Origin of the sequence: Tautonia sociabilis, assembly GCF_003977685.1 — a bacterium.
Lineage (GTDB): Bacteria > Planctomycetota > Planctomycetia > Isosphaerales > Isosphaeraceae > Tautonia > Tautonia sociabilis.
Map to the genome: position 1 here is coordinate 1 of NZ_RYZH01000046.1, position 22,334 is coordinate 22,334.

Annotated in this window: 10 protein-coding genes; 3 read left to right on the forward strand and 7 right to left on the reverse strand. The window is 72.0% G+C overall.

Features of this window, described 5'->3' with window-relative positions; all coding sequences use genetic code 11:
* Positions 1-174: 174 nt before the first annotated feature.
* The 6 genes from TsocGM_RS19765 to TsocGM_RS19790 all read right to left on the reverse strand — a co-directional run bounded on the left by TsocGM_RS19765 (position 175) and on the right by TsocGM_RS19790 (position 8,209).
* Entirely contained in the window at positions 175-534 is a 360-nt protein-coding gene (locus tag TsocGM_RS19765; RefSeq protein ID WP_126727192.1) for a hypothetical protein, read from the reverse strand.
* A 52-nt stretch (positions 535-586) separates the two neighbouring features.
* Positions 587-3,325 carry a serine/threonine-protein kinase gene (locus TsocGM_RS19770; protein WP_126727193.1) on the reverse strand — a complete coding sequence of 913 codons (2,739 nt, stop codon included), beginning with the start codon at positions 3,323-3,325 and terminating at the stop codon, positions 587-589.
* A gap of 808 nt (positions 3,326-4,133) precedes the next feature.
* On the reverse strand, positions 4,134-5,246 hold the full coding sequence (locus TsocGM_RS19775) for an acetyl-CoA carboxylase carboxyltransferase subunit alpha (RefSeq protein WP_126727194.1): 1,113 nt from the start codon (positions 5,244-5,246) through the stop codon (positions 4,134-4,136).
* A 163-nt stretch (positions 5,247-5,409) separates the two neighbouring features.
* Positions 5,410-6,300 (reverse strand): serine/threonine protein kinase, encoded by an 891-nt coding sequence (locus tag TsocGM_RS19780; protein ID WP_233579049.1) that lies wholly within the window; start codon positions 6,298-6,300, stop codon positions 5,410-5,412.
* 111 nt (positions 6,301-6,411) lie between these two features.
* Positions 6,412-7,710, reverse strand: a complete 1,299-nt coding sequence (locus tag TsocGM_RS19785; RefSeq protein ID WP_126727195.1) for a glucose-1-phosphate adenylyltransferase — start codon at positions 7,708-7,710, stop codon at positions 6,412-6,414.
* Between the two features lie 175 nt (positions 7,711-7,885).
* Complete coding sequence (locus TsocGM_RS19790) at positions 7,886-8,209, reverse strand: DUF6793 family protein (RefSeq protein ID WP_126727196.1); 324 nt, start codon at positions 8,207-8,209, stop codon at positions 7,886-7,888.
* Positions 8,210-8,663: 454 nt separating this feature from the next.
* Here TsocGM_RS19790 and TsocGM_RS19795 point away from each other — a divergent pair, with 454 nt between their 5' ends.
* Both TsocGM_RS19795 and TsocGM_RS19800 read left to right on the forward strand, forming a co-directional pair.
* A complete protein-coding gene (locus tag TsocGM_RS19795; protein ID WP_126727197.1) occupies positions 8,664-11,249 on the forward strand; it encodes a bifunctional serine/threonine-protein kinase/formylglycine-generating enzyme family protein in 2,586 nt (861 codons plus the stop codon).
* An 87-nt stretch (positions 11,250-11,336) separates the two neighbouring features.
* The gene (locus tag TsocGM_RS19800) at positions 11,337-16,130 is read left to right on the forward strand and encodes a caspase family protein (RefSeq protein WP_126727198.1); all 4,794 of its coding nucleotides are present in this window, start codon (positions 11,337-11,339) and stop codon (positions 16,128-16,130) included.
* A 201-nt stretch (positions 16,131-16,331) separates the two neighbouring features.
* On the opposite strand, the gene TsocGM_RS19805 is transcribed toward TsocGM_RS19800, so the two are convergent.
* Positions 16,332-20,192 carry a WD40 repeat domain-containing protein gene (locus tag TsocGM_RS19805; RefSeq protein WP_158633642.1) on the reverse strand — a complete coding sequence of 1,287 codons (3,861 nt, stop codon included), beginning with the start codon at positions 20,190-20,192 and terminating at the stop codon, positions 16,332-16,334.
* Between the two features lie 578 nt (positions 20,193-20,770).
* On the opposite strand from TsocGM_RS19805, the gene TsocGM_RS19810 reads away from it, so the two are divergent.
* Positions 20,771-22,321, forward strand: coding sequence for a hypothetical protein (locus tag TsocGM_RS19810; protein WP_126727200.1), 1,551 nt, complete (start codon positions 20,771-20,773; stop codon positions 22,319-22,321).
* Positions 22,322-22,334: the final 13 nt, after the last annotated feature.

Here is a 22,334-nt window from a genome sequence, read left to right on the forward strand (position 1 = left end):
CGGGGGGGGGGCGGGGGGGGGATCGGAGAGGGTTGCAATGCGTCGAGGGAGGGGGTGGGAGGGTTCGGGGGGAGAGGCCGATTCCCGCGGATCGGGTTGGACGCGGGTCGAGTCGGTCGATGAATCAGGATAACGGGGGAGGTCGGGCACCCGCTCCGGATCGTCGTCGGTTGATTAATTCGAGATCTTCAGAAACCAGGCGCTGAGCGTCCCCGTCCACAGCCCCATGCAGGCGATCGCGGCGAGCAGGCCGAGGACCACCGCCAGTCGGGCGCGCAGGGCGATCATGCCGGCCCGACGTTCGATCCGACGCAGTTCTCGGGCCAGCGCCGCGATCTGAAGCTCCAGCGACTCGAACCGCTCGCTAACCAGGTCGGTCGGCATCGAGGCCGACCCCAGGCGGTCGGCGTCGGCGGGGTTGGAGGTCAGGGCGAGCAGCGTGCTGTCCCAGCGGCGGCGGCGCTCGTGCATCGCAAGCCGCTGCAACCGGTCAAACACTTCCGGCTCTGGTTCGTTCGAACGACGATCCGGCATCGCATCCCGACTCCGACGGCCGAAGACCCAAGACCCACCTTTCGATCCTAGGTTACGGTTCGGCCGGCGTCTCCCGGTCCGTTTCCGGGGATCCTCCTGGAGTGATTCGGCCGGCTTGTCCCGTCCCCGGGACCGGGCCCTCCAGCGCCTCGATCCACCTCTCGAAGGCTGGAGGCAGGCAGTCTCGAGCCGCCAGCGGCCGCAGCCGGGCCAGCGCGCGGTCGAACCAGGACCGGGCCCCGTCGCTGTCGCCGGCCGAGGCGCGAAGCCCCCCAAGCCGTCGGCAAATGTAGGCCACGTCGAGCTGCGCCTGAGCGTCGTCCGGCGAGGCGTCGGCCAGCGACTCGGCCAGGCAGAGGGCCTCGCGGTGCAGCCGGTCGGCCTCTTCCGGGTCGTCGGAGAGGCGGTGCAGCTCCGCGAGCTTGTTCAGCGCGATCGACATGCCTCGTCTGGCCAGCGCGCTGTCCGGGTCGGCCTCCAGCAGCGATCGGGCCAGCTCCAGGCCCCGGGCGTAGTACCGCTCGGCCTCCGGCAGATCCCCCGAGCGTCGGCAGACGTCCCCCAGGCGGTCGCAGCAGATCGCCAGGTCGCGTCGGGCGTCCACGTCCCGCGGATCGTCCCGAGCCTGGGCCTCGGCCAGGGCCATCGACCGGCCGAAGACGGCCCGGGCTCCGTCCAGGTCGCCGGCCAGGCGGAGCAGCGCTCCCAGCTTGTTGCCCGAAATGATCAGGCTCCGCCGAGCCCCGGGGTCGTCCGGCCTCGCCCCGGCCATCGCCTCGGCCACCGAGACGGCCCTCCGGTAATAGCCCCGGGCGGACTCCAGGTCGCCGAGCTGCCGCTCCACGTCCCCCAGCTTGTCCAGCGCCATGGCCACCCCGCGCATCGCCTCGGCCGACTCCGGGGCGATCCTCGCCAGCACATCGGCAATGGCCAGGCTCCGCTTCAGGTAGGACCGAGCCCGGTGCGCGTCGCCGGATTGCCTGGCCAGGTCGCCGAGTTTGCCGTAAGCGATCGCCAGCCCCCGCTGGGCCCGGCCGCTTCGGGGCTCCACCGCCGCCAGGGCTCGGGCCGCCGCCAGGCCGCGCCGGTAGTAGTGTCTCGCCCCGGCGGCGTCCCCCCGACGCCGGCAGACGTCTCCGAGCCGGCCGAGCACCACCGACAGCCCCCTCCGGTCCCCCGGCTCGGGCCTCCCCGAGCCGACCAGCGCCTCGAAGGCCGAGAGGCTCCGCTCGAGGTGCCTCCCCGCCTCGGCCGATCGCCCCAGCCGCAGCGCAATCTCTCCGAGCTGCCGGTGGGCCTCCGCCAGCGCCCGCTCCACCTCGGCCGACTGCCCGCGCTCGGCGTGCTCGATCAGCCCCTCCAGCCCGCTGACGGCCGTCGAGAGCAGCTCCTCGCGGGCCTCCCTCGCCGCCGGCAGCGTGCCGAGCCGGTCCTCCACCGTCGTCACCAGCGTCCCATACGCCTCCAGCGCCGAGGAGAACAGCGCCCGGGCCGTCCGGGCCCGCTCCTCGGCCAGCCACTCGTCGAGCGCCTCGGCCAGCGCCCGGGCGGAGGGGAAGCGGCGGTCGGGATCCGGGTCGATCGCCCTGAGGCAGATCCGCTCCAGCTCGGGGTCGACTCCCTCCCGCACCGCCCCCGGGGGCTCATACTCCCCCCGAATCGCCCTGGCCAGCGACGCGACCATGCCGTCTCCGCCAACAACCGGCGGACGGCCCGCGAGCAGGCAGTACAGCGACGCCCCCAATCCAAACACGTCGCTCCTCGGCCCGACCCGGTCGTGCTCCCCCCTGGCCTGCTCCGGGCTCATGTAGCCGATCGTCCCCCGGACGTGCCCCGCCCGGGTTTCCCAGGGCGATTCCCCCTCGGTCCGGCTCGGGCCGATCCCCGGCGCCCCCCACGCCACCGTGCCGGTCCCCTCCCCTCCCTGCTCGGCCAGGACGATCGGCTCCCCTCCCGGCGCTCGGCCCTCACGGAGCGGGGAGACGGGCGAGGGGACCCGAGGAGGGCCGGCCTCCTCCTCCCCCGTCGCCCTCGCCAACCCCCAGTCCACCACCAGCGTCTCGCCGAAGGGCCCCAGCAGGATGTTCTCCGGTTTCAGGTCCCGGTGCACCACCCCCCGGCTGTGGGCGTATTCGACCGCCAGGCAGGCCTGCGCCAGCCGGCTGACCAGCGCCCGGAGCGTCGCCTCCCCCCCCGAGCCGGGGCGACTCCCCTCCCGGTGGAATTCCGAGATCGCCTCGCGGAGGCTCCGACCCCGCACCAACCTCATCGCGAAGAACGGCCGGCCGTCCTCGAACCGCCCCCGGCCGTAAACGGGGACAATCCCCGGGTGCTCCAACGCCCCGGTGATCATCCCTTCCCGCTCGAACCGGGCCCGGCTCTCCGGGTCGTCGGCCCGCTCGGGCCGGATCTGCTTCAGCGCCACCTCCCGGCCCAGCTCCGCGTCGATCGCCCGGTAGACGACCCCGAGCCCCCCCCCTGCCAGCTCGCCAACCACCTCGAACCGAGCCCCGCCTCCCCGAGTCTCCTCCCCCTCCACCGTCCCGGACGGAGACGATCCTTCCCTTGGCCCAGCCGGGATGTGGTCCGGAGCCGGACCCGCCCTCGGCAGCGCGATCGTCCCGTCCGGATCCTCCCCCGACCGGCCCGCTTGCCGCTCGACCCTCGCCGCCCAGCCCTCGACGATCCTCCGCAGCGCCTTCCGGTCGATCCTCCCCTCCCGGAACTCCCTTGAGGCCCGGACCAGCTCCTCGACCTCCGCCTCGACCGCTCCCTCCCCCGATCCGTTCATCGCCGATCGTCCCTGGCCCGCCCTCGATCCGCCCCCTCACCGATTCCGATGCCCCCCGGGCGGCTCCATTGTATCAGCGGCTCCCCCTCCCGGCCGACTCCCGGCGAGAATTGTGCCCGACGGGCCCCGCCCTCCCCGATCATCCTGATGTCGGGCCGCTCCCCTCCGAGACCCGACGGGCCCCGCCCTCCTGCCGATCCTTGGCATCCCGAAGCACAGCGGATTCTGCAGCGTTCCCGGCCAAAGAGCGCGCCGGGGAAGGGAGGCCGGGGCCGGGGGCGATCCCCGACCCGATCACCCCCCGTCCCCGAGATCGTCCCGCCCCCGCCCCCCTCGGCCCGGACCACCCGTCGTCCGGGGGGCTTCTCCCCGAGAGCCTCCCCGCAAGGAATGACGCACGCTCTCAAGGAACCATCACAAGATTGGAACCAGAGAACCCCTCGGCGTCCGGGCGGCGAGGTCAAGGGGAATGCGACCATCCGGAGTCCGGTCGTCCCGGCGCGGAACGAACCCAATCGGGCGGACCATCCTCTCCCGCAAGTCGTTCCGGAAAAAGGAGAAGCGTCCACTCCCGCCGACCGGACGGCAGCGCACCCGAGGCGCACCGGGGCGTTCCCGTCGCGGCCGTCGCCGAGGCCCGCCGCTGCCGGGGTCGTTGGTCGAAGCCAAGGCGATCGGACGGCGACCCGGGGCGCGGAACGAACCCAATGCCGGGGATGGAACCCGGGTGGAAGTCCGTTCCTCGTCAGGAGAAGCGGCGAATTCCCCGCGTTCGCCGACCAGCGTGCCGGCCGGGTGTTCCGGGCGATCAGGAGGGGCTGGGGGCGCCGTTGGCCGGCGGGGTGACGGGGTCGGAGTCGGCCCTGGCCTCGGTCCCGGGGGAGTCAGGGGGGACGCACTCGGCGGGAGGGTCCTCAAAGAACGCGCCGATGCGGCGGAACTTCTGGTAGCGGTGCTCCAGGAGCTGGTCGGCGGGGATCTCGGCGATCTTGCGGAGCGACCGGGAGAGGAACCCCTTCAGGGCGACGGCGGCTCCCCGGGGGTCGCGATGGGCGCCGCCGGGGGGTTCCTCGATGATCTCATCGATGATCCCGAAGCGGAGGAGGTCCTTCGCGGTCATCTTCAGGGCCTCGGCGGCGCGGTCTTTCCGGTCGGCGGTCTTCCAGAGGATTGTGGCGCAGCCTTCGGGGCTGATGACGGAGTAGTAGGAGTGCTCGAGCATCCCGACGCGGTCGCCGATGCCGATTCCCAGGGCACCGCCCGAGCCCCCCTCGCCGATGACGACGCAGACGATGGGGGTTTGCAGCTGGCTCATGGCCATCAGGTTCTCGGCGATGATGGCGGCCTGGCCGCGTTCCTCGGCCTGGATGCCGGGGTAGGCGCCGGGGGTGTCGATCAGGCAGATGATCGGCAGCCGGTGCCGGGCGGCGAGCTTCATGGCGCGGAGGGCCTTGCGGTATCCCTCGGGGTGGGCGCAGCCGAAGTTGCAGGCGGTGCGTTCGGCCAGGTCTCGGCCCTTCTGGTGGCCGACGAACATGACCTTCTGCTCGCCGAGGTGGGCGAAGCCGGTCACGATGGCCGGGTCGTCGCCGACGGCGCGGTCGCCGTGGAGTTCGAGGAACTGGTCGAAGATCAGCTCTAGGTAGTCTCGGGACTGGGGCCGGAGCTGATGGCGGGAGACCTGGACGGTTTCCCAGGGGGAGAGGTTGGCGAAGATGGCCCGTTTCAGGCCGACCAGTTCGCGGCGGACGGTCTTGATCTGGTCGGTCAGCCCGGCGGCGCCATCGGCTCCCTTGGCCTGGGCCTGCCGGGCTTCGAGTTCCAGCAGGCGGGCCTCCATCTCAAAGATGGGAGCCTCGAAGGGGAGGCGGTACTGGTTGGCCGGTTTGGTGTTGGTGTTGGGGTTGGTCGCGGGGGGCATGGTCGGCCGCCTCCTCCTGGCGCGGGCCGCTCGCCGGGATGCCGGCGCGGATGGCAGATGATGGAAGGCTGATGACGATCGCTGGGCGGCTGTCGCCCGACGGCGGGCGGCGGGCGCCGCCCGGGAATCCCCAAACCGGCCGCGACGGGCGAGCCGATCCCCCTCACATCGACATCCGATCCGCCATTGGATCCGGGTCGTCTTTGTAGATTTTCATACGATTGAAGGCGGCGAGGAACTCGCGAAGGTCCTTGATGCGGTCGTCGGGCCGCTTGGCGAGCATCTTGAGGACGAGGTCGGAGAATTCCTTGGTGATGGCCTTGTTGTGCGAGGTGGGGGGAACGGGCTTCTCCTTCATGTGCTTGTTGAGCAGCTCCATGGGGGAGTTGGCCCGGAAGGGCTGGCGGCCGGTGGCCAGTTCGTAGCAGGTGATGCCGAAGCTATAGATGTCGGCGGCGGCGGAGGGGGGGAGGCGGCGGATGACGTCGGGGGAGATGTAGCTGTAGGTCCCCTCGCGGGGGGGCTTGCCGGCGAAGAGCTTGCCCAGGCCGGTGGGGATCTTCTTGGCCAGGGCGTAGTCGATGACGCGGACCTCCCCCGAGCGGTTGACCAGAATGTTCTCCGGCTTGACGTCGCGGTGGGCCCAGCCCTTCTCGTGCATGTAGGCCAGGGCCTCGGCGGTCTGGCGGAGCACCGCATGGGGCCGGCCGGCGGGCAGGGCGTGGTCCTGGGGCTTGCCGATGACCAGCCGCAGCGTCATGCCCGGGAAGTAGTCCATCACGAAGTAGGGGGAGGGCTTGGCGTTGACGTACTCGTGGACCCGGATCAGGTTGGGATGGGTGAACTGTTGGCCGAGCTTGGCCTCGAAGGCCAGGGCCCGTCGCTCCTCGGCGTCCTGGGCTCGGCTCTCCAGCAGCTCCTTCAGGGCGAATCGCCGACCGGTCCCCTCCTGGACGACCTCCATGATCATGGAGTTCTGGCCCATCTGGAGGACGCGGACGATGCGGTAGTTGCCGATCCGATCTTCGCCGGTCGTCTGGGTTCCGGTGGCCACGGGCGCTCCTCGGGGGCGGGACGGGCTGGTCCTCGATCTTACCAAACCGGCCGTCCCGCACAACCGCGGGTCGGCCGGCGCCGGCCGCGGGCCGGGGCCCGCCCGGGAAGCCTAGATCTCGGTCCCGTCCGGGATGATGGCGAACTTCGGCACGACCACGACCCCGTCCCGGATGACGAACAGCCCGTGGTCGTCCGACTCCTGCACGCGGTCCCGGTTGAGGATCTTCACCCCGCGGCCGATCCGGGCGTTCTTGTCGATGATCGCGTTCTCGATCACCGAGCCGTCCCCCACGCCGATGTTCGGCCGGCCCTCGCGCTGGTTCTCCCGGATCCGTTTCTCTCCCTCGAAGACGTCGGCTCCCATGACGTAGGAATTCCGGATCGTCACCCCCGCGCCGATCTGGGAGCGCAGGCCGATGACCGACCGTTCCAGCACGCACCCCTTGCCGATGGCCGCCCCGTCGGCGATCAGCACGTCGGTGAGGGTCGCCCCGGTGATCTTCGAGGGGGACAGGTGGCGCGGGCGGGTGTAGATGTTCTGGTTGTTCGCGGCGAAGTCGAACGGGGCGTCGGTGCGGGTCAGTTCGATGTTGGCCCGGTGGAAGGCGCCGATGGTGCCGATGTCCTCCCAGTAGCCGTCGAACGGGTAAATCTGCACGCGGCAACTGGGGTCGGCGATGGCCGCGGGGAAGACGCCCTTGCCGAAGTCGTCGGCCTCGATCCGGGAGAGCAGGTCGATGAGCACCTGGCGGTCGAACAGGTAGATGCCCATGCTCGCCAGGTAGGGGCGGCTGCCGGCCGCCAGGCCGATCCGCTCCAGCGCCTCCGGCTCGGTGCGGACGGCGTCCAGCGCCTCCCGGGTCTTGGGCTTCTCGACGAAGTTGTGCACCTGGCCGTCGGGCTGGATCTGCATGATGCCGCAGGCGGTGGCCTCCTGCTCGTCGACCGGCAGGGCGGCGATGGTGGCGGTGGCCCGGGTCTCGCGGTGGACCCGGATCATGTCCCGGAAGTCCATCCGGTAGAGCTGGTCGCCCGAGAGGATCAGGATTAGGTCGGCCGGGTCGTGCTCCAGCAGGGAGAGGTTCTGGCGGACGGCGTCGGCCGTCCCCTGATACCACTCCTGGTTCTCCATCGTCTGCTGGGCGGCCAGGATCTCGACGAAGCCGCCGCCGAAGGCGTCGAACTTGTAGGTGTTGGTGATGTGCCGGTGGAGGCTCAGGCTGTTGAACTGCGTGAGCACGTACATCCGGTTCAGGCCGGAGTAGATGCAGTTGGAGATCGGAATGTCGATCAGCCGGTACTTGCCGGCGATGGGCACGGCCGGCTTGCTCCGCTGGGCGGTGAGCGGGAAGAGGCGGGTTCCCCGGCCGCCGCCCAGGATCAGGCAGGTGACGATGTCTCGGTTCATGGCGAAGCTCCCTCCTCGGGCGCCGGGCCGGCGCGGATCGGTGCGGGCGAGGTGCCGACCCATGCATCCGCCGCGCCGCGCTCCAGTCTACCAGACCCGGGCCTGCGGGTCAGGGAATCGGCCCGACTCGGCCGCCTCGCCCCGACGCGAGGCGGCCGGGAGCGGGCCGGGCTCCTCACCAGCCGAGCGACATGTTCGACTCGATCACCTTCCGCGCCTGGTCCAGATCGGTGCCGGTCTGCTGCATGTACAGCCGCATGGCGTGCAGCTTGTCGCCCCGAGCGCTGGCCAGGCACTCTCGGGCCTTGGTACACGGGTCGATCCCACCCTCGATGCCCAGCAGCCGCTTGGAGATCACCCAGGCGTCCCTCGGCCGATGGGTGACGCGCAAGACCTCCTCGCCCGGGTAGTTCCGTTCGGCGAAGGCGCGGGCGTCTTGCTCGCCGTTGACGCAGGCGATCATGATATGTGACGTGGTTTCCACCTCGAAGAGAGGCATGGCGATTGGCCCCCTGTTGCGAGTCGGGCGGCCGGCCGCGGGACGGGACGTGTCGGGCGACGGCCGCGGGGCTCGTCGGAATGGTTGGAAGATGGGTTTCCGCCGTCGGGAATCGTAAGCCCGAGCGACGGGCCCGGTCAAACCCCTGGCGACGGAATCAACTGGTTCGCCCCCTGCGATCCCGGGGACCCGTCGCGACGATCCGGGGGATTCCCTTGGCGGGCCCGGGATCGGCGGTGGTACGATGAGGCGATGGAGCCGATCCGACGGCTCGAGCGGCCCCCTCGGGGGGAGACGTGGGCGGTCCTGACGTGAGTTGTTTGTGAGAAGCGGACCCGGGGCGGAGCGAGCCGCCGCGTCGGAGGCTGTTGGTGTCGGCGGAGATCGGCTCGCATCGCGGCCGGGGAGCTTTGTCCCCGCCGGACCCCGAGTCCTGAGCCCCAGCGAGTTGGCTATGCCGGGAGACCCGCGCCATCGCCCCGACCCGAACCCGCATGACCCCCTCCCCTCCGGCCCCGCCCCCTCCTCGCTCCCGTGGGCCGACCCGAGGGAGGGGGCCGCACAGGTCGCCTCGGGGGGAGACTCCTCGATCGAGACCGACCCCGGCCGAACCTCGGAGCGGCCCTTCGAGCCCTCCGGCGCCTCTGAGGGGGGCATCACCCCTCCCGGCCTGCGCTCCTCCCGGTCCGGCGAGGCGATCGCCCTGCCCCCCCGGCTCGAGCCCGGCCAGTTGATCCTCAACGACCGCTACGAGGTCGTCCGACCGCTGGGCAAGGGGGGGATGGGGGAGGTCTGGCTCGTCTACCAGCGGGTGCTCGACGTCGCCCACGCCCTGAAGCTGATCACCCCGGCCATCGCCTTCGACCACCAGGTCCGCGAGCGATTCCGCCAGGAAGCCCGGGTGATGGCCAAGTTCTCCCATCCGAACGCCGTGGCCGTGCACGACGCCCAGATCGGCGCGGAGGCGGCCTACATCCTGATGGAGTACGTGCCCGGCCTCAGCCTGCTGCAAGAGCTGGAGGCCCACCCCGGCCCCCGGGGGCTGGACCGCGTCGGCCGGCTGCTGAAGCAGCTCTGCTCGGTGCTGCACAAGGCCCACTCCAGGCAGATCGTGCATCGGGACCTCAAGCCGTCGAACCTGATGATCGTCACCGGGGAGCCGCCGGACAGCGATCTGAAGGTGCTCGACTTCGGCATCGCCAAGGTGCTCGACCGGCCCGAGGAGCACGCGCTGACCGGCACCGACCACTTCCTGGGGACCCCGTACTACGCCTCCCCCGAGCAGCTCCGGGGGGCCAGGGTCGACGGCCGCAGCGACCTGTATTCCGTCGGGGTGATCCTCTACGAGCTGCTGGCCGGCACCCGGCCGTTCGGGGGCTCGGCCAGTCAGCAGATGCTCCACCACGTGAACACCCCGGCTCCTCGGTTCCGGGAACGGGCGCCGAACGTGTCGGTGCCGGAGGCGGTCGAGGCGGTGGTGCTCTCCTGCCTGGCCAAGGACCCGGCGGACCGGCCCGCGTCGGCTCAGCAGCTCTACACCGCGTTCCTCCAGGCCCTGCCGCCGGAGTTCCAGCCGTCGAGCGTCTCGACCTGGGGCCCCGGCTCGGGCTCCGGCCTCGGCGGCCCGAGGGCGTTTTCCTCGGCCGACTCCTGGGAGTCGGCCGCGCCGGAGACGGCCGTCCGGACCCTCTCCGGCGAGCCCCCCCTGCCCTTGGCTCCGGGCTCCTCCTCCAACAGCGTGGAGCGCTTCCACCCGTCGGTCGAAACGCCGCTCGGCCCGCTGATCGCTCCCTCCCCGGGCCTCGAGGCCGAGGCGGAAACCCGGCCCGACCACGCCCGGCCCCGCTCTTCCGGTGGCCCCCGGCCCCTCGGAGCGGGCGACGCCAGGTCGGAACCGATCGTCTCGGGGCCCCCCGGCTCGTCGGCGGTCGAGCCGCCGGCTCCCCGGCCGGAGCCCCGGCGCCCGGCGCTTCGCCGGCCGGTCCTCGGGGTCGTGCTCCTCGCCCTGGTCGGGACGGCCTCCTACCTCGGGCTCTCCGGGAACCGGCCCTGGGAACGGGAGATGCCCTCCTGGCCGGAGGGCTACTCTCCGCTGCCGTCGGCGGGCCGGCACGAGGACGGCCTGCCGCTGGCCCTCGTCCGGGACGCCGATCAGGTCGAGTTCCGGTACATTCCCGGTACCGGGGACACCCCCTTCCTGATGGGAGACCCCGACGGCTCGGGGGAGGACTCCCCGGCCTTCCCCGTGCTCCTCTCGGGCTACTACATCCAGAAGTACGAGGTGACGATCGGAGAGATCGAGCGCGTCCTCTCTCCCGAGGAGATCGCCGACGAGGCCATGGCCTCGTATCGTAAGGCCCGGGACGACATTAAGAGGGAGTTCCCCGACGGGTTCGAGCGCTACCCGGCCGCGGGGGTGCCGATCCGGTTCGCCGACCGCTTCGCCCGCCGGGTCGGCGGCCGGCTGCCCACCGAGGCGCAATGGGAATTCGCCGCCAGCTCCCGGGGCCTTCGCCCGAGATACGTCTGGAGTGATCAGGAGGAACATCCCACCCGGAGGATCGCCGCGGTCGACCGGGCCGCCTTGCTCGGCCGGGTCAACGTCGAGCTTCCCGATCGCTTCGGCCGGGATCGCTCGGAACAGGAGGTTTACGCCCTGACGGGGAACCTCCGAGAATGGTGCCGGGACCCTTACCAACGGTATTCGGAGCGATCCGAGCCGGTCGTCAACCCGGGGGGCGAGGTCCCCGAGATCGACTCGCTCCCGGCCGGATCCCTTGAGTTCGTGATTCGTGGCAGCTCCTTCCTGGGCTTCGGGTCCGAGTTCCGGGTGACCCGGCCCCGGGGGCTCCGCCCGAGCGAGCGGAGGCTTCCGGAAGAGGCCCGGGCCGCGATCTTCCGGGAGGGGGCGGTCGACATCGGCTTCCGGGTCGTGCTCGAACTCCGGGAGGATCGGGCCGGGGGAGGGGCCGAGGCCGTCTCGGTCGCCGAGGCTCAGCCGGGGCGGGCAGGGTCGCCTCGGGTCGACCCGGAGGACTGATCCCGGCCTCCCCGGACCTGAGGCGGGTCATCCGTCACGGTTCGGGGTGAGGCCGAGCACCGCGACTCCCCGAGAGGAGGGCCAGCCATGCGATCCGGATTCCCCTGGCGAGGCTTGCTGCTGGGGCTCGTCGCGGTCGTCGTCGCCGGGGTCGGCTGGGTTGCCTGGAATCGCCTCCTCCCGAAGCCCGGCCCGGGGGGCGAGGAGGCCGAACCCGGGGAGGTCGCCGGCCCCGGTGCGCCGGGAGATCCGACGGAGGAGGAGGAATCCAACCCCGATCGCCCGCCTCAGCTCTGGGCGGTGGTGATCGGGGTGGAGTTCTACGGCGACGCCCTGCCGGACTGCCCGGGGGCGTCGGCCGACGCGGAGGCGGTCCGGGACTGGCTGGTGGATCGGGCCGGCTGGCCTGCGGAGAACGTGGCGCTGCTGGTCGAGAGCGGGGCCGAGTTCGTCAATGTCCGGGAGGCTCCTGATCCCGGAGGCTACCGGCCGTCCCGGGCGAACCTGGACTGGGCCCTGCGGCACTGGCTGCCCGATCGAGCCGGCCCCGAGGACCTGGCGGTCGTCTACTTCGCCGGCCGGTCGGCCGAGATCAAGGCCGGTCCCGACGCCAGGCCTTGGGAGGCGTCCCGCTTCGTCGTCCTCCCGAATGACGCCCGGCCGGACGACCTCGACACGACCGGGTTCCGCCTGGACGAGGCGATCGGGGTGCTGGCGGCCCGGCAAGACAACCCGATCCTCTGCTGGCTCGACACCTCGCTCTCCGGCCGGGGCGCCCCCGAGCCGGGAGCCGACGACGAGGGGGAGCCCGGGTTCTCCCCCTCGTCGAGCCTGCCCTGGCTGGCCGACCTGACCCGGTGGCCGGGCGTCTCGGCCTGGCTGGCGGCCGACGGCCAGCCGGCGGCCGGTCCCCCCGAGTCCGGCCGGCACAGCCCCTTCACCGAGGCGCTGCTCGGCGGCCTCGACGCGATCGGCCCCGGCGGCTCCGTGCATGAGTGCCTCTCCCGGATGCTCGCCGACCCGGCCCTCATCGCCCAGGGGTTCCGGGTTCAGGGGGGGATGCCGGCCGGTCTGAAGATCCGGCCCGGAGAGCTGGAGCGTCGCCTTCCCGACGGCCCGAGGGAGCTGGTCCTCTCCCAGGGGCATGGCACGGCCCTGACCGACCTGCGCTTCTCGGCCGATGGCTCGTGGCTGATCTCGGCCGCGGATCGGGAATCCTCGGTCAAGATCTGGGACGAGCGGGGGGACCGGGTCCTTCGGACGATCTCGGGAGCCACCGGAGGCGTCCGGGCGATGGACGTCCGGTCCCGGGACAAGGGGCTCCTGCTCGTCGGCGACGGCGAGGGCTACCTCCGCGCCTTCGACCTGTCGGATCGGCCGAGCAACCTTGGGTTCACCCCCCCGAATCTGGGAGGGGCCGTCGAGGCGCTGGCGATCCTGCCTCCCGGGCCCTCGGACGATCACGAGGGGGACCGCGTGGCTGTCGTCTTCAACGACGACCGGACCGGCGAGGCCCGCGCCTTCGTCCGGTCGCTGGACGACCTGGGAGGCCCCGGCGAGCAGATCTCCCGGGCCTGTTCGGCCCTGATCCCGGCGCCGGAGGGGTCCGGCTGGGGGTTCGCCCTGGCCGACTCGGACGCTCGGTCGATCCTGGTCTTCGACCGGCAGGGACGCCCCCTGGCCGTCGGCGACGGCCCCCCGATCTCGGTGTTCGACGGGTACGATCGCCGCATCGACGCCGAGAACGCCGACGCGGCCGGCGACCTGCTGGCGGCGGCCGACAGCTCGGGCACGCTGGTGGTCGTCGAGACGAAGGGCTGGTCCGAGCGGCTCCGGGTCGACCTGGGGAGCCGTCCCGACCGCCTGGCGGTGGCGGCGGGGGGCTGGGTGGCGGTTGCCTCGGGGACCAAGCTGAGGCTGTTCGACCTGAGGGGGGAGGAGCCTTCGGAGCGGCCGGCGACGACGATCGATCGGCCAGTGGTGGCGCTGGAATGCTCGCCGGACGGGTCGTGGCTGGCGGCCTGCCCGAGGTCGAGGAGCCACGCCCCGGCCCCCCCGCTGCTCTGGCGGCTCGACGGCCCGGATCTGGAGCCGGTCCCCCTGGAGGTGGACGACGACCGGCCCGGCGCCCCCTGGACGCTTGCCTTCTCGCCCGACGGCTCGAAGCTAGCCGTCGGTGATTCCCTCGGCGGCCTGAGGCGCTGGGAGCTGCCCAGATCGGGGAGGCCCGACCCGAATCCCCTGCGCGACCAGCCCCCCCGTCGGGGCCAGATCCGCACCGTGCACGCCTCGGCCGACGGTCGGTGGCTGGTCCAGGTCACCCAGGACGGCCCGGCCCTCTGCTGGGACCTCCGGGACGGCCGGGGCCCCCGGATCCGGCCCGGCCCGTGGACCTCGGGGGTCATGCTGCCTCCCCTCGACGGCGGCGGGCCAAGGCTGGCGCTGGCGAGGAAGGCCGACCCGCGCCAGGACGGCATCCGGACCCGGATCGAGCTCATCGACGCCCGCACCGGCGACCTGCTGATGGGGTTCGCCCCCCCGCTCGGGGAGGACGGCTCGGCGCGGGAGAACTCCTGGTTCGAGGGGCTCTGCGCCTCGGCCGACGGGAGCCGGATCGCCGCCTTCTCGCCGATCGGGAACATCGCCTCGGTCTGGGACGCCGGGACCGGCCGGCCGGTGGCCTCGCTCGAGGGTTGCCAGTTCCCGATCGAGGCGGTCGACCTCTCGGCCGACGGCCGGCTGCTGCTCACCTCGGGAGGGGACGGCGCCCGGCTCTGGGACCTGCCCGTCGACGGCTCTGATCCCGTCGAGCGAGCGGCGATCGCCCCTCCGACCGACCCGAGCGGAGCGGCGGTCGCGATCACCTCGGCGCGGATCCGGCCTGATTCCGGCGAAGGCGGGCCGGTCGAGGTCGCGCTCGGCTGCCGGGACGGCCGGGTGCTCCGCTGGCGGGAGGGGGCCTGGCTCGACCCGCCGGACGACCCCCTGGCGAGGCTGGAGGACGAGGTCGAGGCGCTGGCCTTCTCCGGAGACGGCCGATGGCTGGCCGCCGGGGGGCGGATCGACCCGATGATCCGGGTCATCGAGCTGGGAGGAGGGCCGGAGCCGGCGCTCGGGTTCGCGGTGGCGCCGGGACCATTCGCGATCGGCCCGCAGTCGAGCCACGGGGAGCAAATCAACGCGCTGGCGTTCGTGGGGAACCGGCCCGTCCTCGTCAGTGGCGGGGAAGACTGCCTCGTGCGGTTCTGGGAGGCCCAGCCGACGGGGGGGGCAACCCTGCTGGGCACCCTCTCGGCCGACCAGGAGGCCGGCCAGTGGGTCTCCTATACCCCCGACGGCCTCTTCGACTGCTCTCCTCGGGGAGCCGATCGGATCTTCTGGCGGCTGGCGGGCCGGCTGGTCCCCCTGGCCGGCTACCCGAGCACTCATCGCGTCGTCGGCCTGGCGGGGAGGCTCCTTTCTGGCGACCCGCCGGCGGTGCCGGGGGCGATCGCCGAGCCGCCGGCGTTGACAATCGATGGGCCGGCCGACCGGGTCGTCTTCTCCCGGGAGGTCGAGCTGACCATCCGGCTCGATCGGCCCGATCCAGGCGTGGTCCGGGTGTACCAGGACGGCCGTCCCGTGCTCCAGGCCCGGACCGATACCGCTGAGGAGCCGGCGGCCTCGGACGATCCTCCCCGGCTGCGCCGGGCTCCCGAGGATCCGACCCTCTGGCACGCGACGGTCCACCTGCACTCCGGCCCGAACCGCTTCCTCGCCATGGCCGGGCCGTCGCTCCGGGCGGGGGTCGCGGCGGAGGACGATCCGACGGAGCCGGTGGCCGCCACCCCCGACGGCTACTCCGAGCCGCTGGAGCTGGTCTACGGCGGCGCCGACCCGGACGAGGAGGGCCTGGTGCACGTCGTCGCCATCGGGGTGGGGGACTATCGCTCCCGGGAGCGAGCCCTGCGGTTCGCCTCCCGGGACGCCGAGCAGTTCGCCCAGTACGTCAGCCTGAGCGGAGCAGAGGTTGGGGGCTCGATCGGCCGCTGCCACGTCCTGACCGACGACCGAGTGACCGAGGAGGCGATCCGGCTCGCCTTCGACGACGTGAGGGAAGCCGTCCGGGGCCGCCCCCAGGACACGGTCATCCTCTTCCTCGCCGGCCACGCCGACGCCATCGGCCCGGCGGACGAGGGGAGGTTCGTCCTGATCCTTCCCGAGTTCCCCTTCCCCGACCCCGCTCCCGACGGCGACGGAGGAGTCGATCCGGGGGTGGCCGCTGAGGTCGCCGCCGCCAACCGGGAAGACCTGCTACCCTTCGCGGCCGTCTACTCCGAGCTGCTGGGGCTGGAAGCGTTACAGCGGGTGGTGGTCATCGACGCCTGCCAGGCCGAGGCGATCCGAAGCGACCGCTCGATCCGCCGCATCCAGGAGCTGATCGACGGCGCCGCCTTCGAGGCGAAGACCTCGTATTTCCTGGCCGCCTCCCGCCAGGGGGTGCCGGCCGGAGAGTCGGCCGAGCTGGGCCACGGGCTGCTGACCTACGCGATGCTCCGGGGCCTGGGCAAGCCCGTCGGCCGAGGAGCGTCCTTCCTTCCCCCCACCGGCGACCCCCGGCTGGAGGTGCGCGACCACGCCGACTCCCCGCCGTTCGACGGCTATGTCACCACCGACGAGCTGCGCGACTTCGTCGACTGGGCCTTGCCGCTGCTGGCCGATCGATTCCCTCACCTCGCGCTGCGGACCGGCATCGACGGCCGCCCGGACGCCGACGACGACCCCGAGGCCCAGGCGGAGGTCAACGCCTCCGCCGTCCCTCCGACCATCGGCCTCAACGACGGTGGGTTCACCTTGCTCCGCGTGGGAACACCCCCTGCCTCCCTGACCGGAGGCGACTGATCACGCCCCTCTGTTCTCAGCAACCCCCGCTCTCGCCAGTCGATCGCATCGAGGCGAGGCGCCGTCCTCCCCCCATTCGACGCGACCGGCCGGAATTCCGCTCCGCCCTGACGCAGCGATCTGTCGAGACGACTTCAACCGGGAGGATCGACCCGCTCCCCGGTCCCGGTCCCGAGGGTCGGTCATCCCGTCGCCCTGGAATCAATCGCTCCCGCCGGCGGCGACCTCGACCGCTTCGGGAGGGGTCGGCGGCCCGAAGGCGGGGTTGTTGGGGTTGAGGTCGGGCAGGTAGATGCCGACCTGTTGCCGGTCGTTCTCCGCCTTGACGGCGATCGGCAGGAGTTCGGCGAGGTCGCCGATCGTGAGGATGGGGGGGGAGCCGTCGTCCTGGTAGCGGTACGGAAGGGCGTCGGCGGTCTCTCCGTCGAGCAGGGCGAGCAATCCCCGGGCGAAGACGCCGTGGCCGGAGGAGCCGTCGTAGAAGCTCGGCCCGGAGTTGGAGGCGAGGACGACGACAACCCGGCGCCGGGCGATCAGGTCGCGAACCCACTCCATCAGGGCGTTCGGCCGGCGAGACGGCGGCGTCTCGGGGTGAACGGCGTCGAGCAGGAGGACGACCCGGCAGCCCTGAGCCACCATCTCGCCGAGCGTCCGGGACAACTCGGCCGCGGCGATCATGCCGGTTCCGGAGGCCTCGTCGGCACCGGCGTCGGCGTCGACCCCGAGCAGCCGGGAGCCTCGGTCGCCCCCGAAGTCGATGAAGTGGGAGTTGACGAAGACGAAGACCGAGTCCCCCCGGGCCGGCCCGGGACCGCTTGGGGACTCCAGGATGCCGGACAGCGCGTTGGCGAGGCCCCCGGCCGTGGCGTCCTCGCCGACGAGGAGGGGGAGCGGGTGGATCCGATCACCCTCGAAGCCGTCGGAGGCGCATCGATCGGCGATCGAATTCAGGACCTCCCGGGCGTCGTCCTCGGCGAACCGGATGGGAGAGAAGGCGGAGGAGCCGAAGCGCTCGATTCCTAGGCTGACGACCCAGGCCCTCGGCTCGTCGGGAGTGCGGGGCTCGAAGGAGACGGAGAACGACCGTCCCCTCGGGGTGCGGTTCCCTTCGAGATCCTCGAGCTCGACCCAGATCGTCTGCCGGCCCGGGATCAGAGGGACGGGGATCGCCTGGGCTTCCCCGACCCGCTCCAGCGGCAGGTCATCGGGTCCGACCTCGATTTCCTGGACGAGGTACGTGTCGGCGAAGACTCGGACCCGGCGGATGGGCAGGCTCTCGGCCCCGAAGTCCTGGGTCGAGGGGGCAGCGACCGTCAGCTCAAGCCGGAGTTCCGGATCCGGGCTGACCAGCTCCGCATCCGGGACCGGGCTGGATCCCCCCCCGATGATCGGAGCCACCCAGACCTCCGGCCAGGGCGGCGGCGTGGTCGCCACCGGGACCTGGTTGGGCTCGTCCGGCTTCGGCTCCTCCGGTTTCGGCTCGTCCGGCTGAGGAGGGGTTTGGAGGGGGCGATCGTCGCCCGGATCGTTGAAGAGCGGGGAGGGGCGGACGAGGGCCTGCCCCAAGGCGTCGGGGAGGCTGGCGGTCTGGATCAGCCGGGTGAGGACGGCGGGCCGTCGGAATCGGTCCTCGTAGGCCCGGAAGGGAGCGGCGTCGGTCCTGCCGCCCTGGGTGGATCGGTTGCGGTGCCAGACGAGGTACCGGGAATCCCCCTCGATCGAGGTCTGGTAGTAGCCCGGCTCGGTCCAGGCGATCCACTCGCCGTCCTCGGCCGGGAAGATCGACAGGTCCGGCTGATCTCGCTTGGAGGTGCCAAGCTGGAGGATCACCGGCTCGGCCCCCTCGCCGTCGCGTTCGACCTGGAAGTCGAGGCGGTCGCCGGCCTTCGCCTCGATGACCCGGGTGACGTCGTCGAGGGGACGGCCGCCGAGGCCGGCGACCGTGATGCGGTCGCCCGGCCGGAGCCCCGCCTTCGCCGCGAAGGAGCCGGCCGCCACGGATTCGACCTTCCAGGGGAGGCTTCGCCCGTCGGGGGAGAGCGACCTGAGGCCGGCGCCGAGCGGAGGGGGGCGGTCGGCCTCGGCGAGCGACCAGAGGCGGATGGTCTGGTCGGCCGAGCCCGTCGCCAGCCATCGGCCGTCGGGCGAGGGGGCCATCGCGAGGACCGGCCCGCTGTGGCCCTCCAGGGCTCGGAGCCGGGGGCATTGCTCCCCTTGCTCGGGAATGCCGAAGATCCGGACCCCGAAGTCGCAGCCGACGGCGATCACCTCGCTCCGGTTGCCGGTCGGGTCGGGCAGGACGCTGTAGCTCCACCAGCGCCCGTCTCGGGACGGGTCGAGCCGGATGGCGGCCCACAACCGGGAGGGGTCGGGATTCCGGGGGTCGAACCCGGGGAGGCCGACGGCCACGACGTAGGTACTGAACGGCCGGACGACGAGCCGGCCTCCCTGGGCGGTCGCGACCGGGCCCCTCGGGGCGTCCCGGGGCTCGATCGGCCCGAGGCGATCGGGATCACGCTCGAAGTCGCCATCGAGGCGGAAGCCCTCGTACCGAGGAGAGTCGCCGGGAGCGCCGGGGCGGGCCCTCGAAAAGGCGATCGTGCCGGAGTCTTCGGACCAGCGCAGGTCCCAGATGGCCCCGCCGAGGCCGGAGAGGGTGATCGGGCGGCGGTCGATCGCCGGCCCCTCGGCCGGGGCGGCGCGGTCGAGAGGAAGGAGGGTGATCCGCTGCCGGTCGCCTCCGGCGACGACGGCGAATCGGCCATCGGGGGTGACGGCGCAGGCCCGGACTCGGCCCCGGGTCCGGCCGATCTCGACGGCCGGGGCGAGGGGATCCGAGGCGTCCCGGAGCTCGATGCGGCAGTCCAGGGGGGGCAGGGTCGACTGATCCGGGAAGTCCCCCTCGATGATGCTCGTCAGAAGCCGGGGGCCCGGAAGGCCCTCGGCCTCGACGCAGGAGAGGGCCTCGATCGGCCCCTGATCGGCGCCGGTCGAGCAGACGACCCGGTTGGCCAGGCCGGCGTCGGTCACGTCGAACCGCAGCAGCAGCCCGTTCTCCTGGCCGATGAAGGCCCATCGGCCGTCGGGGCTGAAGGCCAGGCAGTGGGGCTGGGTGAAGGCCCCGCCGGATCGGCCCGATCGCTGGGGGTTCCGAACGGCCTGGATGAGCCGGGGCCTCGTCGGCTCCGAGACATCCCAGAGGCGGATGGTCCCGACCTGTTCCCGGGAATCGTCGAAGGAGCTGCAGGAGATCAGGCGGGTCCCGTCGGGGCTGAAGGCGATCTCGACGACGTGCGGGGAATCTCCCTCGAGGAGGTCCCGGGGATCGGTGATCGCCCGGTCGTCCCGGAGAACGACCGAGGTTTTCGGGGCCTGGAGATCCTGGAGATCCCAGAGGCGAACCGTGCCGTCGGAGCTGGCGGAGGCGAGGAAGCGGCGGCTGCCGGGGAGGAACTCCAAGTCGTTGACAAGGTTGAAATGGCCGGCCGGGCCTCCGGGGGAGATGCGGAGGTTGCGGTAGCCTTCCGGGAGGACGGTGACGACGTCGCCGGTCCCCGGATCCTCGACGCCAGGGAAGCGGAAGAGGGTGATCTCCCCCGGATTCGCCCGGACGCCGTAGCCGGCAACGGCCAGCAGCGACTGGCCGTCGTCGTCGGGGGCCGAGCGGGCCATCGCGAAGATCGCCCCGGCCTGGCCGCGATAGAGCCGGGGGCGGAGCGTTCGGGAGAGCGAGGGGCGGCCGTCGGTGAGATTCCAGACGCGGACCACCTTGTCCTCTCCCGCCGAGAGCAGCAGCAGCGTCCCCTCGTCGTCCTGGTGGAAGAGCAGCTCCCGGATCTCTCCGCTGTGCCCTCTGGCGTCGACCACGGGCCGAGGGTCGGTCGGGTCGGGGGTTGTGGCCTGCCGGGCGATCGCGGGCACGCCGATCAGGGTAAGCCACCCCAGCAGCAGCGCCGGGGCCCGGGAGCCGGGACGTCGCCCGGGGGCCGGGCGGGGGGCCTCGGCGGGATCGCCGGGGAGCGAAGGGCGAGGGCCGTCGGGAGGAGGACTCGGCTGGAACACGGTGGCATCCTCGATCGGTCGGAACATCGCGACCCGGGACGGGGAGCCAGGAGGCCCGTCCCCCCTTCCCGTTCAGTCGGCATCCCTCCGGGGCCGGCGACGGGGGCCGGTCCGGCCTACCGGCCCCGGAAGGGACCGGGACGATCGGTGGCCCCGCGGGAGCCGTCCCCGTCTCCCCCGCCCCGAGGAGCACGGTTTCCGGCGGTCCGGGACGCCAAGGCCGTCTCGGGAGGTGTCGAGGAGGAAGAAACGACGGTCCCCGGTCCGGCAGACACCTCGACCCCGCTCGACTCGATCCCTCCATGCAAGAGAAACGGAACCGGCCGCGCCGGACAAGCAGAAAACGGGCCCGGCTCGGGAGAAAGCCCCGGGCCCTCGCGACGGCGTCGAACCGGGGATCGTGGGGGCGATGCGATCGATTTTGAGCAAGGAGGCCCGGCCCACCGGGTCGATAACTGGACTTGACGAAGGCCGAGTCGGCCGGCTCGGGAGGATCCCGAGACCGGAAGGCGAGAGGCTGTGACGAGTCGACTCTCCCCGGCGGAGCCGGTGGTTCCCCTCGTTTTGGAGCGGTACCGATGAGCAGGATGCTCTCAGGAGCACGCCGGCCGGTTTCGGCCTGCGGGATCGTCCTGGCGACCCTGGCCGGCCAGGCGGCGGCAGACGGGAGGCCGGGGCCGGCGGTGGTCTGGTCGGGCCCGGCGCAGGACATCGGAATCGAATCGGACCGAGAGCCGATTCCGCCGCCGATGATCCCCGGCGACGTCCGGCCGCTCGTCGAGGACGACATCCCGCCCCCCGTGGTCGTCCCCAGCCGATTCCGGCAGGCGTTGCCGATGGTCCCGGCTCCCGAGATCGGCGGCGAAGGGGACGGCGCCCCCGTGCCTCCCCCGGAGTTCCCCCCGATCGGGCCCGACGGGGAAGGCGGCGCTCCCCGGCCGCTCGACCCGATGGAGATGCCCGAGGACGGGAAGTCCGGCCCCCCTGGGCTGCGGGATCTGCTGCCTCCCGACCCGGGCCTCGGGGCATCGCCGGGGATCGGCAACCTCGGCGCGGCGGCCCCCGGAGCCTCGCTGGATCTCCTCGATTCCGGGGCCGCCGGCTTCTCCCCGGGAACGGGGGGAACCCAGGCGGTCGGCGAGGCGTTCCTGCCCATGTTCGGCGACCTCTCGCCGCTGTCCGGGGCGGGGATCCGGCTCGGAGGAGGTGAGGGGGCCCGGCCGCTGGGGTCGATGCTCGGCGCCCGGCAAGTGACCGGGCCGGTTTCGCCGCCGATCCCGATCGAGGCGCAGAACGCTCGCATCAACACCCGGGCCCGCGTGTTCAAGATCTCCGACAACCAGGTCCCCCGCCCCGTGGACCGCGTCTTCTTCACCTTCAACCACTTCGAGGACGTCAACGACGCGATCAACCGGCGCTTGAACTCCAATGTCTTCAACATGCAGGTGCAGCGCTACGTCATCGGCCTGGAAAAGACGTTCTGGGAGAAGAAGGCGTCGCTGGGCATCCGGCTGCCGCTGAACGTGGTGCACGCCGACAGCGTGACCAACGACCCGATGCAGTACGACCTGACCCGGTCGAGCACCGCCCTGGGGGACCTGTTCGTCTACTCGAAGTTCATCCTCCACGAGAACCAGGAGAGGAATTTCCTCCTCTCCGGCGGCCTGGCCATGACCCTGCCCGTCGGCCCCACGAGCTTCGCCGGCGCCTCGTACATCAAGAACCCGCACAGCTTCGCGATGCAGCCGTACCTGGCCTACTACAAAGCCATCGGCCGTTTCTACATCATCGGCTTCGAGGCCATCGACGTTCCGATCAACGAGGGGGACGCCACGGTCCTGTTCAACGACATCGCCTTCGGCTACGTCGCCTACCGGTCCGAGGACCCCAACGCCCTGATCCGCCTGGTCGCTCCGGTCTTCGAGGCGCACGCGAACATCCCGCTGAGCCACACCGACCCGTTCGACCTCTTCGACGAGGCGGGAACCCCCGACGTGGTCAACCTGACCTACGGCCTGAACATCCAGCTTGGCCGCCGCACGATCCTCTCCGGAGCCTTCGTCAACCCGGTCACGGGCCCCCGGCCGTTCGACTTCGAGGCGATGGCGCTGTTGAACATCTTCTTCTGAGCCCCTGATCGAT